A 17063-nucleotide genomic window follows, 5' to 3' on the forward strand; every position below is an offset into this window, starting at 1 on the left:
TCATGGGGCCGGAGGCTCACTGTCTGCGGCCCTTCGGAAAACCCGGCAGGCCGCCCTCTTCCTCCTGCAGCCCGCAGGCTATTTGGTTAGTTCGGCCAACGCGGCTTTCGCACTCTCGACAGCCGGTCCCGCCGTCACCTTCCGGAAGGCCTCGATGGCCTGCGGCTTCATCTCCTTGGCGTTGTAGGCGGCGCCCAGCGTCAGGTACATCAGGCTCACATCCTCGGGATCGGTCTGCACCTTGGCGGCAGCCTCGCCCAGCTCGATCACCTTGTTGTAATCCTTCTTGCTGGCATAAGCCTGCAAGCGGACCTTCTGCGCCAGAGCGTTTTCGGCGTTCTTCGCCAGCAGCGCGTCGGCCATCGCGATGATACCGTCGAAATCGTTGGCAGCCTGAAGCGTGGCCACCTTGTTATTGGTGTAGAGGGCGATCATCTCCTTGGCCTTGGCGGCGTCATCGGCATACTTGGGGTGCGTCTTGGCGGCCACCGCCTCGTAGATGTCCATACCCTTCTCGTACTCGCCCATCTCGCAGTAGCTCATGGCGAGGTTCAGCGCCATCGCGGTATTGTCCGGGTCGGCCTTGTAGCCCTTCTCGAACACGCCTGCGGCGGTCGCATAGTCCTTGTTGTTGAAAGCGTCGCCGCCCTGAATCTGATAGATCTTGGCCACCCAGCCGTTGGCCTTGGCCATCTGGCTCATGTCGCCGTAGAGTTCGGCCAGCTCCGCCGATTTGGTGAAATTCTTCAGCGCCTCGTCGTAGTTCTTGGTCCGGATCGCTCCGCCGCCCATCATAAAGTAGCATTTGGGAAGCGTCGTCTTGGCCGTGGCCACCAGCGACGCGGCCTCCTCGCTGTCCAGCCCCTGCTCGATCACCTGTTCGAACTTCGCGGCCGCGCCTGCGAAATCCTTGGCGCCGAAAGCTGCTGCGGCTTCGTTGTAGATTGCAGTAACATCCTGCGCCGAGAGCGACACCGCCGCCAACAGCGCGACAACCGATACAAATAACTTTTTCATTGCTTTTCTATTCGATTTTATAAGTTTTTCAGTTCATGCGCCCCTGTCCGAAACGCGTTGGATGCAAAAGTATAAAAAAAATTCCTTTTTTACCAAATCTATCCGCGCAAACCCGCGAAAAAACCGTTCATCAACTCCTCGCACTCCTCCCGGAGCACCCCCCGCGCCACGGTCGTCCTGGGGTGGAACACCGCCTCAGAGTAACGCCGGAAGCCCTTCTTGGGATCGTCGGCGCCCCACACCACGCGGCTCACCTGCGCCCATCCGATCGCCCCGGCGCACATGATGCACGGCTCGACCGTGACGTAGAGCGTGCACTCCTGCAAATACTTGCCCCCGAGCGTCGCGGCAGCGGCCGTGAGGGCCTGCATCTCGGCGTGGGCCGTGGGGTCGGCCAGGGTTTCGACGAGGTTGTGCCCCCGCCCGATCACCGCACCGCCGGCCACGACGACCGCACCGATGGGCACCTCCTGTTGTTTTAACGCCTTTTGCGCCTCGTTTAGTGCCAGGCGCATGAATTTTTCGTCGGTTTCGTGCTGTTCCATGCCGGATTGTTTTCGGCAAAAGTAACCATTTTTTCCGAAGAACGCACCCCGCGCCCGGCAAACTCCACCCGGAAGCGACGCAGGCGCATCAATTTCGATTCAAAACACTCCTTCTTCCAAAAAGAAAAAATCAAAATCAAAGAAATGCTTGCATTTTATTGCATAATTTCTATATTTGCAAATGGAATAGTCCACAAAACCCTTAAATTCAATTTGCTCCTACAAAACACACACATCCGGCCCAAAAAACGGTCCAAACCATGCACTCTGTATTTCGAAACCACACCAATTACTAACCAGAACCAATTAAAACCATTATGGAAGAAACTCGCCAAAAAGCACCCGGGAACGGGCATTTTCCGGCAGTCCTGCGATTCGTCGCCGCGCTGCTGCTGTCCGGAACCCTATGCCTCGCGTGGGGGGGGGGAAATCTCCTCGCACAGATCCGGAGCATCTATGTAACGATAGATGCAGCCGATGCAAGCATCCGGGAGGTCCTCGAATCCATCGAGGCGCAGAGCGATCTGCGGTTCATCTATGCGGATGAAGTAAAACCGATCCTGACCAAGGTCGTAACGGTCAGGGAGAAAAACGTAAGCGCAAACCGGATTCTCGACCAGATCCTGCCCGACGTCGGCCTTCAGTATTCGGTCGGCGGCACGCAGGTCCGCATCTACCAGGCCGCCAGCGGTTCGCGCGACGTCGCCCAAACGGTCAGCGGCACGGTGATCTCCGGCACCGACAACTCCCCGCTGGCCGGCGTGATGATCTACGTCGAAGGAACGACGGCCGGCACGATCACCAACGGCGACGGCTCGTACACCTTCACCATTCCCGCCAAATCGAAATATGTGACCTTCTCGTACGTCGGTTTCGACACGAAGAAACTCCACGTCGAGGACACCGAGCTGTTCAAACTCGTATCGCTCGCCGAGCAGAGCAACGCGCTCGACGAAGTCGTGGTCATCGGCTACGGCACGCAGAAAAAGGAGTCGATGGTCGCCTCGATCACCTCCGTAAAACCCTCCGACCTGAATATCACCTCCAGTTCGCTGACCACGGCGTTCGCCGGCAACATCGCCGGCATGATCTCGCGCCAGACCTCGGGCGAACCCGGCTACGACAGCGCCTCGTTCTACATCCGCGGCATTTCGACCTTCGGGTCGAGCAACTCGCCGCTGATCATCCTCGACGGCGTGGAGGTGTTGAGCAACATGCTCAACAACATGCCTCCCGAGTCGATCGAGTCGTTCTCGGTGCTCAAGGACGCCCAGGCGACCTCGGTCTACGGTTCGCGCGGCGCCAACGGCGTCATCCTCATCAACACGAAAAACGGCCGCAACTCGGAGAAGATGAACGTCTCGGTCCGTCTGGAAAACACCTTCTCGATGCCCACGATGGTACAGCAGGTGGCCGACGGCGTGACCTACATGCAGCTCTACAACGAGGCCGTCTTCAACACCGCCAAGGAGACCGGAACGCTCCACGCCTACCAGCCGTTCTACTCGGCCGACAAGATCAACGGCACAAAGGCGGGACTCAACAAGTACCTCTATCCGAACAACGACTGGTACGACCTGATGTTCAAGGATTTCTCGGTCAACCAGAACCTCAACCTCAACATCCGCGGCGGCGGCCGTAAGGTCAGCTACTTCCTCAACGCAGCGGTTTCGAACGAAAACGGCATCATCGCCGACATCGAGCAGAACCCCTACGACGTGAAGATGAACCACCAGAAATACATCTTCCAGAGCAACGTCAGCGCCAACATCACCAAGACGACGGTCGTCGGCATCAAGGTCAACGCCCAGCTGGAGTACAACACCCGCCCGATCGAGGACATCGGCAACCTGTTCTACTACTCGATGCGCGCCAATCCGGTACGTTTCCCGGCCACGCTCCCGGCCGAAGAGGGCGACACGTTCGTGCGCTACGGCAACAACGCCTCGTGGGACACCGGCGCCACCGACCTCAACCCGCTGGCCAAGCTGTCCCGCGGCTACGGCAAGCGCTACTACTCCTACATGACGACGGCCTTCACGCTGGACCAGAACCTGGATTTCTTCACCAAGGGCTTGAGCGCCAACCTCACGGCGTCATTCTACAACTACACCTATTCGGCGACCTACCGCACGGCAACCCCCTATTATTTCAAGGTCGAGGACGGCAGTTCGCTCAACCCCGACGGCACGGCCAATCTCATCACCAACTCGATCGGCGACACGGGCACGACCTACCTGACCAGCACCGACGGCAACGGCGGCCACCGCCGCTACGCGCTGCAAGCCTCGCTGAACTACGCCCGCAAATTCGGCAAACACGACGTGGGAGCCATGTTCGTCTACCGCATGAACGAGAAGAAGAACAACATCGCCGGCACGAGCGAGGAGAACCTGCTGCCCTACCGCGAGCAGGGCATGGCGGGCCGCGTGACCTACGGATTCGACAACCGCTACCTGTTCGAGGCCAGTTTCGGCTACAACGGCTCGGAGAACTTCGCTCCCGGCAAACGCTGGGGTTTCTTCCCCTCGGCGGCGGCCGGCTGGGTGATCTCCAACGAGTCGTTCTGGGACGGCATCCGCAAGACGGTCAGCAACCTGAAGATCCGCGTATCGTACGGTCTGGCGGGCAACGACGCCTTGGGCGAGCGCTTCCCCTACCGCTCCATCGTGGCCATGGGCGAAGAATCGGGATTCTACTACAACTGGAACTCCCAGGGCAAAGGCCCGAAGATCACCACCTACGGCAACCCCAACGCGACGTGGGAGGAGGCCAAGAAACTCGACGTCGGTCTCGAACTGGGACTGTTCAACGCGCTGAACATCGAAGCCGCCTACTTCACCGAAGACCGTACGGGCATCTTCATGCGGCGCACCTCGCTGCCTTCGTCGACGGGCCTGCTGGGCGTTACGCCCTACGGCAATATCGGACGTGTGAAATCGCACGGCGTCGACCTTTCGGCCGTCTACAACAAGCAGTTCAACAAGGACTGGTCGCTGAGCCTGCGCGGCACGTTCACCTTCTCGCGCAACGAAGTGGTCGAGAAGGATGAAGGCGACCTGATGTACGACTACATGTCGGTCGTGGGACATCCGGTCAACGCCATCACCGGCGTGCTGGTCGCCGACGGGCTGTTCACCTCGCAGGAGGAGATCGACAACTCGCCCAAACAGCGGTTCGGCAACTACACGGTCGGCGACATCAAGTACCGCGACCTGAACGGCGACGGCATCGTCGACGGCAACGACGTGACGACGGCCGGCAGCCCGACCGTTCCCGAAATCCAGTACGGCATCGGCGCGACGGTGAAGTGGCGCAGGCTCGACTTCTCGTTCATGTTCCAGGGCGCATCCAACGTATCGCTGCGGATGTACAACATGCACCCGTTCTGCGACGCCTCGCACTTCGGCTACGGCATCACGCAGTACATCGCCGACAACCACTGGTCGGAGGACAACAACCGCGCCGACGCGGCCTATCCGCGCCTGACCTCGCAGTTAAGCTCCAACAACACCCAGAGTTCGACCTTCTACATCCACGACGCCAAATACCTGCGCCTGAAAACCGTGGAGCTGGGCTACACCATCAAGAAACTCCGCGTCTACCTGTCGGGCAACAACCTCTTCGTCATCTCCCCGTTCGACTACTGGGACCCCGAAAAGGGCGGCGGCCACGGCCTGTCCTACCCGTTGCAGCGGACGGCGAAAATCGGCGTTCAATACCAATTCTAATCCAAAAGAAGATACCGTTATGAAAAAAATAGCAATGGCGTTAGCCCTCCTTCTCGCGGCCGCATCCTGCGATTTCCTGGATGTCGTTCCCGAGGGCAGTCCCACGCAGGACGACATCTACAAGACCCAGGCCCAGGCCGAAAAGATGCTCTTCATGGTCTACGGCAAGTGCCCCGACCTGTTCCATGCGCAGGCCATGCCCGACCTGAGCGGCGGCGACGACCTGATTTCGAGTTACTACGGATCGGTGCGTTATTTCTCGTGGAAGAGCCTCGTATACGCCACCTCGCAGGAGTCCTCGACGAACACCTACTTCAACATGTGGGGAACGACCTCGGGACTTCCGACGGGCAACTACTCGTACAACATCTACGAAGGCATCCGTTATGCCTACAACTTCCTGAACAACATAGGTTCTGTTCCCGACATCTCGGAGGCCAACCTGCGCTACTGGTCGGGCGAGGCGCACTTCCTGATCGCCCACCTGCACCAGATCCTGCTGGAGTACTACGGTCCGATCGTACTGGCCCGGGAGGAGATCGACCTGAATGCGCCGGCCAGCAGCGTGAACGTGCCGCGCAGCACCTACGACGAGTGCGTCAATTTCATCGAGGAGGAGTTCCGCAAGGCCGCCGACATGCTGCCCGACTACTGGGGTCCCATCGCGTACGGCCGCGCCATCAAGGCCACGGCGCTGGCCTACCGCGCCCGCCTGCTGCTCTACGCCGCATCGCCGCTGGTGAACGGCAATTCGGAATTCTACGCCGATTTCGTCAACAAGGACGGCACGCACCTGATCAACCAGACCTACGACGCCGAGAAGTGGAAACGCGCGATGGACGCCGCCAAGGAGGCTATCGACTGCGTGGAGGCTTCGAAGGAAACGGGAGCCTACACGATGGACGACCGCCAACTGGGCCTCTCCGTGTCGAAAAGCACCAGCACGACCGACCCGTTCGAACTGGGGCGCGCCAACTACACCTACATCTTCACCGGCGACGGCAACGCGACACAGTTCTTGAACCAGAACGAGTACCTGATGAGCCTGAACAAGTCAGGCTCGATCACCTACACGCAGAAGCAGTTCGGCTGCCACCTGGCCAACAACTACACGAAGGTGTCGGGCGCCTACCGCGGCTATTTGTGCCCGACGTTCGAGGCCGTCCAGATGTATTACACCCGGAACGGACTTCCGTGGGAGGACGACCCCGAGACGAAGGACATCGACCCGCTGGCCTACAACAAGGCGGCCGGGACGGTCGAGATGCACCTCCACAAGGAGCCGCGCTTCTATGCGTCGGTGGGTTATGACCGGGGCACGTACCGCTTCAACGGCGGCAAAATGACCATCAAGGCGCACAAGGGCGAGCCGCAGGGCTTCACCGGCAGCTACGACAACGAATACCAGTCCTACAACGGTTATTTCTGCCAGAAATGGGTCAACGAACAGTCGAAGATGACGCTCAACTCAAGCGGAAACTACTCCGTCAGCACCTACATGAGCTACGTCTTCCCCTACATGCGCATCGCCGAGCTATACTTAAGCTACGCCGAAGCCGACTTCGAGTACGACGGCACGTTGAGCGACTACGGCTACGAGTGCCTGAACAAGATCCGCTCGCGCTGCGGCCTTCCGACGTTCCAGGAGTCGTGGAGCAGGGCCGGCGGCATCCCCTCGGGCCAGAAGCTGCGCGACATCATCCGCCGCGAGCGTTCGATCGAGTTCCTGATGGAGGGACGCCGTTTCCACGACATCCGCCGCTGGAAGATCGCCGAAGAGTGCCTGCGCCCCATCCCGAAGGCCTGGAACATCGAGGGCGACACGCCCGAGAAGTTCTACAAGCTGGTCGACATGAAGGAGAACGACACGCGCATCTTCACCACGCCGAAACACTACTGGCTGGCGATCCCCAACTCGCAGCTCAACATCAACGGCCAGCTGGTTCAGAATCCGGGTTATTAACCATTAGCGAAAAGAAACGACCATGAAAAAGCTATTTTTAGCGCTCGCGCTGTCGGCGGCAGCCTGCCTGGCCGGGTGCTCCGACAACGAAGAGATCGGATACGACATCGGCTCGAAAGTGCTGATCCCGAAAAACGGCCTGCAACAGGTCGCCCTGACGGCCGATGCCGCAGCGGTCGACTACGAGGTGTGGATCTACCGGAGCGGCTACAACGAAGGCGGTTCGACGGCCGCACTCTCGGTCGACGCCGAAGCGCTGGCCGCCTACAACAAGGCCAACGGTACGGCTTACGTGCTGATGCCCGAAGCCTGCTACAACCTCCCGACCGCCGCCGTGCGGCTCGACAACAACGCCCACACCGCGAAGATCGGCATTCGGATCGACGTCTCGGCGATCACGGCGGACAGTCGCTGCGTGCTGCCCGTTTCGGTCGGCAGTCCCGACACGGAGGTGAACGCGGCGGCCGCCACGGTGCTGATCTTCCCGGTCCGCCCCACGACGGAGAAGCCTGAAAACGACCAATGACCCGGCCGGATCAATCAACTGAAAAATTAACCACATAACCTTCCTAATATGAAAAAAGGGTTTTTATCGTTTTTTCTGTTCACGGCTTTCGCCCTGGCGCTCTGCCCGTCGTGCAAAGACGACGAGACGGCCGAATGGAAAAACGTCGCGTTCTCGGTAGCGTCCAACCTCGCCCCCGAAAACGGGACCATCCCCTACGAAGGGAGCACGGTCGTGTTCACCGTAACGACCGACGGCAAATGGACCTATGCGATAGACCAGAGCAAGACCGACTGGTTCACCCACCCCACCGTCGACGGCATGACGCTGGCGATTCTGATTCCGGAAAACACCGTGAGCAGGGAGCGCTCCGGCGTAGTCCGGTTCATCTCGGTCTCGGACCCCACGCTGGTCGAGGAGTTCACTATCACGCAGGAACCCGGACCCGTGCCGCCCGAAGCGCCGAAAGCCGACCTGCTCGACGTTGTCTTCCACGCCGACGGCACGGCCGAGGACGTATCGCCGCTCAAGAACGAGGTGCTCTCCTACCCCGGCACGGCGCTGACCTGCTATTACCACGACGTCTACAAGCGCATCGTGACCAACTACACGCACACCCCGGGGCAGGGTTCCCGCAAGGATTCCTATTACCGGGTGGACTACTACACGAACGAGACGTTCAAGCAGGGTCTGGACGACGGCCACACGCTGGAGGTCGTCCTGCGTTCGAACCGCAACGACGGCACGAAGGAGTACAAGCCCTTCTCGGCGCATGAAGCCGGCGGCACGGGTTTCCTGATCTGCAAGGAGGGCCAGGGAGGCCATCCGGCCTGCATCACGTTCCTGCCCAATGTGAGCACCACGGGCAAAAGCACGTGGCGCTGGGCGCAGAGCGACGTGACGCCCGAACCGGGCCGTTACTACCACGTCGTGGGCGTCTGGGACAAAACCGCCGAGAAAGCCTATATCTACGTGGACGGCCAACTCAAGGGCACGGCCGACGCTCCGGGCGAACTGATCCACGCCAAGGACGGCGCACGGTGGTTCGCGCTGGGCGGCGACTCGGCCGTAGGTTCGATGGGCAACGCATGGAACGGCGAAGTGGTTCTGGCCCGCGTCTTCGACGACGCGCTGACCGGGGACCAGATCGCCCTGCTCTACCAGGATGCGGCGTTCGCCGGCCAGACGCCCGTAGAATTCGCACTCTCGAACCTCGCCTACCTGACCAGGTGCGAGATCGGCGCAGGCTACACCTATACGATCTACGGCAACGGTTTCGCAGCCGGCGACAAGGTAAAGTTCACCTCGGCGGCCAACGTGACCGCAGCGTTCACGGCCGACGCCGCATTCACCGAAGCCTCCGGCGACAATACCCTTCAGTCGCTGGCAGTGACCCTCCCCGCAGGGATTCCCGCCGGAACGAGCCGGTATTTCATGACGCTCGTCCGCAACGGCAGCCAATACCCGATCGGCACGGTCGAATTCACCGTCTGCGACAATCCCTCCGTCTCGATGCCCCGGATCATCGCGCACCGCGGCCAGCATCAGGACGGCGTGGAGAATTCGACCGAGAATTCGATCGCTGCCCTGACCAACGCCCAGAAACTGGGCATCCACGGCGCCGAGTTCGACGTCTGGATCACCGACGACGACGTGCCGGTGATCAACCACAACGCGACGGTGGCAGGCAGCGACCTGCGGATCGAAGAGAGCGCCTATGCACAGATCAGGGACCTCACGCTGGCCAACGGCGAAAAACTGCCGACGCTTGACGCCTATCTGGAGCAGGGCGCCAAGGACGCTTCGATGAAACTGATCTGCGAAATCAAGACCCACAGTTCGGCCGCAAGCAACACGCGGGCCGTCAACGCCGTCGTGGCCGCCGTCAAGGCGAAGTCGATGGAGACGCGGGTCGATTACATCGCCTTCGACTACGAGGTCTGCAAGCAGCTCCGGGCGGCCATGCCCGCGGCCGGCGTACAGTATCTGGGCGGCGACAAGGCTCCTGCCGAAGTCGCGGCGGACAAGCTCTCGGGCATCGACTACCAGTATTCGACCGTGCTTTCGAAAAAACCCGAGTGGGTGACGGAAGCCCACGCCGGCGGAATCGAGGTCAACGCCTGGACGGTCAATTCGACGGCCGACATGATGGCCTGCATCGCGCTGGGTGTCGACTACATCACCACCGACAACCCCGCCACGCTGAAAAAACTGCTGGAGACACCGTTCGTCACGGCCCCGAAATAACCGCGGAGGCTCCGTTTCGGATTTCTGGATTCGCAGGCCGGACAATCGTCCGGCCTGCGTTCTTTGCGGAATCCGCGTTTTTTTATTAGTTTTATACCCGAAATCAACCTTATACGACAACCCTGCAATGAAGAAACTTTTGGTATTGGCATGGGCCGGCGCTGCGTTGCTGTCCGGCGGCATGCTCCGGGCGGAAAACATCCTCCTCTCGACCCGGAATTCCTCGCTGCTGCTGACGGCAGAAAAAGGCAAAACCCCTCTGTTCCAGTATTTCGGAGCGCGCGTCGCCTCGCCCGACGACATCCTCGCCAGCGGAGCGGCGTTCGGCGATGCGGCCTACCCGCAGTTCGGCGCCCAGTGTTACCGCGAAGTAGCCATTCAGGCGACGCACGGCGACGGTTCGATGTCGCTCGAACTGGCTGTCGAGTCGGTGTCGCGCGACCGCAGGGACGGCTCCGAAACCACCGCCATCGCCATGAAGGACAAGCACTACCCGTTTTTCGTGACGCTCTTCTACAAGACCTACGACGACTGCGAGGTGATCGAGACGTGGACCGAGATCAGCCACACGGAGAAGAAACCCGTGACGCTCTACCGGTTCGCATCGGCCTACATGCCCGTCCGCCGGGGCGACACGTGGCTGACGCATTTCCACGGCACATGGGGAGCGGAATGCTACCTCCACGAAGAACCGCTGACCGACGGCATGAAGGTGCTCAAGAACAAGGACGGCGTACGCAACACGCAGCGCGACAACCCCTCGCTGATGATCTCGCTCGACGGACGCCCCCGGGAGTTGACAGGCCGCGTCATCGGCGGCACGCTGGCCTGGGCCGGCAACTACCGCATCGCCCTGGACAACGACAACACCCACACCACGCACCTCTTCGCGGGCATCAACGAGGAGCAGTCGCAATACACGCTGCAACCCCGCGAGGTCTTCACGACCCCGGTATTCGCCTTCACGTTCAGCGACGAGGGCAAGAGCGGCGTGAGCCGCAACATCCACCGATGGGCGCGCCTCCACCGGCTCAACCACGGAACCGAGCTTCGCGACGTGCTGCTCAACTCGTGGGAGGGCGTCTATTTCAAGGTCAACCAGGAAGGCATGGACCGGATGATGGCCGACCTGGCGGACCTGGGCGGCGAACTGTTCGTGATGGACGACGGCTGGTTCGGCGACAAATACCCGCGCAACAACGGCGAGACGAGCCTCGGAGACTGGACGGTCTGCCGCGAGAAACTGCCGCAGGGCATCGAGGGTCTGACCGAGTCGGCCCGCAAACACGGCGTGAAGTTCGGCATCTGGATCGAACCCGAGATGACCAACACCCGGAGCGAACTCTATGAGAAGCATCCCGACTGGGTGATCCAGCAGCCCTACCGCGAAAACCGCAAGGGCCGCGGCGGCACGCAGCAGGTGCTCGATCTGTCGAACCCCGCGGTGCAGGAGTTCGTCTTCAGCGTGGTCGACCGTCTGATGACCGCGCATCCCGACATCGCCTACATCAAGTGGGACGACAACATGACGCTCTACAACTACGGCTCGACCTTCCTGCCGGCCGACCGGCAATCGCACCTCTACATCGAGTACCACCGCGGCATGGACAAGGTGCTGCGGCGCATCCAGGAGAAATATCCCCGTCTGGTGATGCAGTCGTGCGCCAGCGGCGGCGGCCGGGTCAACTATGGCGTCCTGCCCTACTACGATGAATTCTGGACCTCGGACAACACCGACGCCCTGCAACGCATCTACATGCAATGGGGCGTGTCGAACTTCTATCCCGCCGTGGCGATGGCCTCGCACGTGAGCGCCTCGCCCAACCACCAGACGGGCCGCAACGTTCCGCTCAAACTGCGCTTCGACGTGGCCATGTCGGGACGCCTGGGGCTGGAACTGCAACCCTCAAAGATGACCGGCAAAGAGAAGGAGTTCGCACGCAGGGCGATCGCCGACTACAAGGAGATCCGTCCCATCGTGCAGCAGGGCGACCTCTACCGGCTGATCTCGCCCTACGACAAGACAGGCTATGCATCGCTGATGTACGTCGCACCCGAAAAGGACCGCGCCGTCTGGTTCGTCTACAAGCTGGAGCACTTCCTCAACATGCCGTCGCCGGCCTTCCGCATGGCGGGTCTCGACCCCGGCAAACGCTACCGGATCACCGAACTGAACGTCGACGGGAAGCCGGTCCCGCAGGACGGCAAGACCTTCAGCGGCGCGTTCCTGATGGAGAACGGACTCGAATTCACGGTGGGCAAGGAATATGCGAGCCGCGTACTCGAACTCAAAGCGGTGGAGTAATTATCGGTCAGAAACGGCTGTCCGAAATCCGGGCCGCCCAACAAATCCCCGAAACGACGCCCGGTCCCGGGAGGTTCGTTTCGGGGATTCCGCATCTCTTTTCGCTCTTTTCCCTGCATATCCGCCGTTTCATCCGCCTCGCTGCAATTCCGGCGGCGGCGTTCTTCACACACAAAGGTTTTAACAAGGCATCCTGTCATTTAATTATGAATTATGAATTATGAATTATGAATTTTAGTTAACTTTGCGGATCGTAACGACTAAACATAACATATCGCCATGTACAGAACCCATACCTGCGGCTGCCTCCGGGCCTGCAACGTCAACCAAACCGTCACCCTGGCCGGATGGGTGCAGAAAGTGAGGAACCTCGGCGCCATGACCTTCATCGACTTGAGGGACCGCTACGGCATCACCCAGATCGTCGTCGAGGAACACTCCCCCGCCGAGGCGCGCGAAACGGTCTGCCGCGTGGGCCGCGAATGGGTCATCCAGGTCGTCGGCAAAGTCGTCGAGCGGCAGTCGAAAAACCCCAAAATGCCGACGGGCGACATCGAGGTCACGGCCGAGAAGGTGGCCATCCTGCACGAAGCCGAAGTGCCCCCCTTCACCATCGAAGAGGTCTCGGACGGCGGCGACGACCTGCGCATGAAGTACCGCTACCTCGACCTGCGGCGTCCGCCCCTGCAACGCAACATGATTCTGCGCCACAAGATGGCCCAGGAGATCCGCCGCTTCCTCTCCGACGAGGGATTCCTCGAGATCGAAACCCCCTGCCTGGTGGGTTCGACGCCCGAAGGAGCGCGCGACTTCGTCGTGCCGAGCCGCATGTCGCCCAACCAGTTCTACGCCCTGCCCCAATCGCCGCAGACGCTCAAGCAGCTGCTGATGGTCGCCGGCTACGACAAGTATTTCCAGATCGTGCGCTGCTTCCGCGACGAGGACCTGCGCGCCGACCGCCAGCCCGAGTTCACGCAGATCGACTGCGAAATGTCGTTCGTCGAGCAGGAGGACGTGCTCGAAATCTTCGAGCGCTGGGCCAAGCACATGTTCAGGCATGTGATGGGAATCGAGCTGACCGAGCCGCTGCGCCGCATGCCGTGGATCGAGGCGATGGAGAAATACGGTTCGGACAAACCCGACCTGCGCTTCGGCATGGAGTTCGCGGAGATCACCGACCTCGCCAAGGGGCACGGCTTCAGCGTATTCGACGAGGCCGAATACATCACCGGATTCGCCGCCACGGGCTGTGCCGCGTACACCCGCAAGCAGATCGACTCGCTGACGGAGTTCGTCAAGCGGCAGCAGATCGGCGCCAAGGGCCTCGTCTGGATTCGCGTCGCGGAGGACGGCGTGAAGTCGTCGATCGACAAGTTCTACTCCCCCGAGGAGGTGCGCGCCATGGCCGAGCGCTGCGGCGCTGTGGCCGGGGACATGGTCTTCATCCTCTGCGGCAAGAAGTTCAAGACGCTGACGCAGCTGTGCGCCCTGCGCCTCGAAGTGGCCCAGCAGCTGGGGCTGCGCGACCCGCAGAAGTTCGCCCCGCTGTGGGTGGTGGACTTCCCGCTGTTCGAGTGGGACGACGAGACGCAGCGTTACTACGCCGTGCACCACCCCTTCACCTCGCCCAAGCTCGAGGATGTGCAATACCTCGACAGCGACCCGGGCCGCGTGCGCGCCAACGCCTACGACTTCGTCTGCAACGGCACGGAGATCGGCGGCGGTTCGATCCGTATCCACGACTCGAAGTTGCAGGAGAAGATGTTCGAACTGCTGGGCTTCACGCCCGAGGAGGCGCAGAAGCGCTTCGGCTTCCTGATGAACGCCTTCAAGTACGGAGCGCCCCCTCACGGCGGCCTTGCGTTCGGTTTCGACCGTCTGTGCTCTTTGTTCGGCGGCTCGGAGTCGATCCGCGACTACATCGCCTTCCCGAAGAACAACGCCGGCCGCGACGTGATGCTCGACGCCCCGGGCTACATCGACCAGACGCAGCTCGACGAGTTGTATCTGCAACTGCGCAAGCCGGAGGAGTAATAAATTAGAATGCAACAAAAAAAAGAGGCTGTCTATAGACGACAGTCTCTTTTTTCATTCAAATTTCATTAGCTCGCTCTTTTGTTAACAAATCAGAATTAATACTATCCTCGTATAATATTATTATTCGACAGTCATTTGCCATGCGAATCTCAACACATCCAATATCCATCCTATCTTTTATATACACAAACACCGTTCTATAAACACACCGATCAGACCGCAAGGCAAATAACTCATGTCCATCACCCTCTCTCCATGGCGACTTAAACTCTTTCTGATCAAGGATAGGAGCACCATATTTTTTCGTGTAAACATCCACCAAGTCGTCATATATTCTTTTAATGAGGCTCCATGTGTCATATGTCGATTTGAACAAAACCCCGACTTGCCATACGGTATTCGTAATGGGTGTATCATAAATAAAAACATAACTATCCCGGCCTATAAATGTACCAGATAAAATATCGTCATCTACATACACATATCCTTGGCGCTGCAATTCTTTCACAAATTCCTGTTTGCTGCCATCTATCGGCAGACCTTTGAACGTCAAATGTTCCGTTTGCGCATAGGACAGCACACAAAACAACGAGGAACAAATCGTCAGCAATAACTTTTTCATAATCGAGGCTTTTCAGCCACCCGCACCCCGGCGGCATAAACAAAAAAGAAAAGCGTGGTGCCGAAGCCCATTTCAGAATCGTAGGTCGTAGGATACCTTGCAAGATAAAATAAGCGACAGCTCCCACGCCTATACCCGCAGAATACGGATACGACGCGGCAAGATGTTTGCCTATTCCTCTCTTGCAATGAATTTCCTACGTTCACGATTCGGGAACAGACTTACACTTTCCGTGTTTGTCAGTATGTTCGACAAATATAGGATTATTTTTTGAAAATTTCCTATCTTTGTTCCTAATAAATCGAACATGCCATGCCGAACATTCCTTTAGCCGAACGACTGCGCCCCCGCACGATAGACGAATATATCGGGCAGGAGCACCTCGTGGGCAAAAACGGGGTGTTCCGCAAGTTCTTCGAGACGGGCAACGTCCCGTCGTTCATCCTCTGGGGACCTCCGGGCGTGGGCAAGACCACGCTGGCGAAGATCGTCGCCACGCAGTTGGAACGCCCGTTCTTCACCCTCTCGGCCGTCACGTCGGGCGTGAAGGACGTGCGCGAGGTGATCGAGTCGGCGCGCAAGCAGCGGTTCTTCGACCAGAAGGCCCCGCTGCTGTTCATCGACGAAATCCACCGCTTCAACAAATCGCAGCAGGATTCGCTGTTAGGGGCCGTCGAACAGGGCGTCTTCACGCTCATCGGCGCGACGACCGAAAACCCCTCGTTCGAGGTGATCTCGCCGCTCTTGAGCCGCTGTCAGGTCTACATCCTCAAGTCACTCGAAGACAAGGACCTGCAAACGTTGCTCGACCGTGCCCTGACGACCGACACCGAGCTGAAAGAGCGCGACATCGAGGTCACGGAAACCGGCGCGCTGTTCCGCTTCTCGGGCGGCGACGCGCGCAAGCTGCTCAACATCCTCGAAATCGTCGTCGGGGCCACTGACGGCAAGGTGACGATCACCGACCGGTACGTCACCGACTGCCTCCAGCAGAACATCGCCCTCTACGACAAGAACGGCGAACAGCACTACGATGTCATTTCGGCCTTCATCAAATCGGTCCGCGGCAGCGACCCCAACGCCGCGATCTACTATCTGGCGCGGATGCTGGCCGGGGGCGAGGAGCCGCGGTTCCTGGCCCGGCGTCTGGTGATCCTGGCCTCGGAGGACATCGGGCTGGCCAATCCCAACGCCCTGCTGCTGGCCAACGCCTGCTTCGACACGGTGCACAAGATCGGCATGCCCGAGGCGCGCATCACGCTGGCCGAGACGACGATCTACCTGGCCACCAGCCCCAAGAGCAATTCGGCCTACATGGCCATCAACAAGGCGATGTCGCTGGTCGAGCGCGACACCACGAACCGTCCCGTGCCGCTGCACCTGCGCAACGCCCCGACCCGCCTGATGGACAAGGCGGGCTACGGCAAGGGCTATAAATACGCCCACGACTACGCGGGGCATTTCGCCGAGCAGGAGTTCCTGCCCGAGAGCCTTTCGGGCACGAAGTTCTACGAACCCGACACGCAGAACGCCGCCGAGGCCAAAATCGCCGAACGGATGGCGCAGCTGTGGAAAGAGAAGTACCAATGAAACGCATCGGCATTATATCCGACACCCACGGAACCTTCGACGACACGCTCCGCGAATTTCTGAAAGACGTGGACGAAATCTGGCATGCGGGCGACATCGGCTCGATCGAGCTGGCCGACCGGATCGCCGCATTCAAGCCGCTCCGCGCCGTGAGCGGCAACATCGACGGCGGCATGACCCGCCGCGTCTATCCCGCGTTCCAGGCCTTCGAGTGCGAGCGGGTGCAGGTGCTGATGACCCACATCGGAGGTTATCCCCGCCATTACGACCCGCGCGCCGTGCAGAAAATCCAGTCCGTGCACCCGAAACTCTTCATCGCCGGGCATTCCCACATCCTCAAAGTCATCTACGATCCCGTCTACGACCTGCTCCATGTCAACCCCGGAGCCGCCGGGGAGTTCGGCTTCCACAAGGTCCGCACGGCCGTACGCCTTACGATCGACGGCGCGGAGATGCGCGACATGGAGGTCGGCGAGTGGCCCCGCAACTGAAAACCCGGCG

General features: G+C 60.0%; 11 protein-coding genes. 8 read left to right on the forward strand and 3 right to left on the reverse strand.

Going from position 1 to position 17063, the window contains the following annotated elements; genetic code table 11:
- Positions 1 to 78: 78 nt before the first annotated feature.
- Positions 79 to 1017 (reverse strand): tetratricopeptide repeat protein, encoded by a 939-nt coding sequence (locus DWW03_RS00515; protein ID WP_022062114.1) that lies wholly within the window; start codon positions 1015 to 1017, stop codon positions 79 to 81.
- Positions 1018 to 1115: 98 nt separating this feature from the next.
- On the reverse strand, positions 1116 to 1562 hold the full coding sequence (locus DWW03_RS00520) for a nucleoside deaminase (RefSeq protein WP_118406082.1): 447 nt from the start codon (positions 1560 to 1562) through the stop codon (positions 1116 to 1118).
- Between the two features lie 317 nt (positions 1563 to 1879).
- Between DWW03_RS00520 and DWW03_RS00525 the strand changes: the two genes are divergently transcribed.
- The 6 genes from DWW03_RS00525 (at position 1880) to aspS (ending at position 14347) form a co-directional block, all read left to right on the forward strand.
- Positions 1880 to 5293 carry a TonB-dependent receptor gene (locus tag DWW03_RS00525; protein ID WP_118406083.1) on the forward strand — a complete coding sequence of 1138 codons (3414 nt, stop codon included), beginning with the start codon at positions 1880 to 1882 and terminating at the stop codon, positions 5291 to 5293.
- 19 nt (positions 5294 to 5312) lie between these two features.
- Positions 5313 to 7256 carry a RagB/SusD family nutrient uptake outer membrane protein gene (locus DWW03_RS00530; RefSeq protein ID WP_118406084.1) on the forward strand — a complete coding sequence of 648 codons (1944 nt, stop codon included), beginning with the start codon at positions 5313 to 5315 and terminating at the stop codon, positions 7254 to 7256.
- 22 nt (positions 7257 to 7278) lie between these two features.
- Complete coding sequence (locus DWW03_RS00535) at positions 7279 to 7782, forward strand: DUF1735 domain-containing protein (protein ID WP_118406085.1); 504 nt, start codon at positions 7279 to 7281, stop codon at positions 7780 to 7782.
- Between the two features lie 48 nt (positions 7783 to 7830).
- Positions 7831 to 10008 (forward strand): glycerophosphodiester phosphodiesterase family protein, encoded by a 2178-nt coding sequence (locus DWW03_RS00540; protein WP_118406086.1) that lies wholly within the window; start codon positions 7831 to 7833, stop codon positions 10006 to 10008.
- 127 nt (positions 10009 to 10135) lie between these two features.
- Entirely contained in the window at positions 10136 to 12313 is a 2178-nt protein-coding gene (locus DWW03_RS00545) for an alpha-galactosidase (protein WP_118406087.1), read from the forward strand.
- Between the two features lie 279 nt (positions 12314 to 12592).
- On the forward strand, positions 12593 to 14347 hold the full coding sequence (aspS, locus tag DWW03_RS00550) for an aspartate--tRNA ligase (protein WP_015547572.1): 1755 nt from the start codon (positions 12593 to 12595) through the stop codon (positions 14345 to 14347).
- 58 nt (positions 14348 to 14405) lie between these two features.
- Here the strand turns inward: aspS and DWW03_RS00555 are convergent, their stop codons facing one another.
- Positions 14406 to 14972 (reverse strand): hypothetical protein, encoded by a 567-nt coding sequence (locus DWW03_RS00555; RefSeq protein ID WP_118406088.1) that lies wholly within the window; start codon positions 14970 to 14972, stop codon positions 14406 to 14408.
- Between the two features lie 312 nt (positions 14973 to 15284).
- On the opposite strand from DWW03_RS00555, the gene DWW03_RS00560 reads away from it, so the two are divergent.
- Complete coding sequence (locus tag DWW03_RS00560; protein WP_022061786.1) at positions 15285 to 16562, forward strand: replication-associated recombination protein A; 1278 nt, start codon at positions 15285 to 15287, stop codon at positions 16560 to 16562.
- Positions 16559 to 17053: a metallophosphoesterase family protein gene (locus tag DWW03_RS00565; protein ID WP_022061787.1), complete on the forward strand. Its 495-nt coding sequence runs from the start codon at positions 16559 to 16561 to the stop codon at positions 17051 to 17053. Before DWW03_RS00560 ends, DWW03_RS00565 begins: the two co-directional genes overlap by 4 nt.
- The last annotated feature ends 10 nt before the right edge of the window (positions 17054 to 17063 follow it).

Origin of the sequence: Alistipes sp. AF14-19, from assembly GCF_003461645.1 — a bacterium.
GTDB lineage: Bacteria > Bacteroidota > Bacteroidia > Bacteroidales > Rikenellaceae > Alistipes > Alistipes shahii.

Coding starts and splice junctions, on each gene's coding strand:
- DWW03_RS00515 (WP_022062114.1), bottom strand. CDS start 1,017: ATGAAAAAGTTATTTGTATCGGTTGTCGCGCTGTTGGCGGCGGTGTCG.
- DWW03_RS00520 (WP_118406082.1), bottom strand. CDS start 1,562: ATGGAACAGCACGAAACCGACGAAAAATTCATGCGCCTGGCACTAAAC.
- DWW03_RS00525 (WP_118406083.1), top strand. CDS start 1,880: ATGGAAGAAACTCGCCAAAAAGCACCCGGGAACGGGCATTTTCCGGCA.
- DWW03_RS00530 (WP_118406084.1), top strand. CDS start 5,313: ATGAAAAAAATAGCAATGGCGTTAGCCCTCCTTCTCGCGGCCGCATCC.
- DWW03_RS00535 (WP_118406085.1), top strand. CDS start 7,279: ATGAAAAAGCTATTTTTAGCGCTCGCGCTGTCGGCGGCAGCCTGCCTG.
- DWW03_RS00540 (WP_118406086.1), top strand. CDS start 7,831: ATGAAAAAAGGGTTTTTATCGTTTTTTCTGTTCACGGCTTTCGCCCTG.
- DWW03_RS00545 (WP_118406087.1), top strand. CDS start 10,136: ATGAAGAAACTTTTGGTATTGGCATGGGCCGGCGCTGCGTTGCTGTCC.
- aspS (WP_015547572.1), top strand. CDS start 12,593: ATGTACAGAACCCATACCTGCGGCTGCCTCCGGGCCTGCAACGTCAAC.
- DWW03_RS00555 (WP_118406088.1), bottom strand. CDS start 14,972: ATGAAAAAGTTATTGCTGACGATTTGTTCCTCGTTGTTTTGTGTGCTG.
- DWW03_RS00560 (WP_022061786.1), top strand. CDS start 15,285: ATGCCGAACATTCCTTTAGCCGAACGACTGCGCCCCCGCACGATAGAC.
- DWW03_RS00565 (WP_022061787.1), top strand. CDS start 16,559: ATGAAACGCATCGGCATTATATCCGACACCCACGGAACCTTCGACGAC.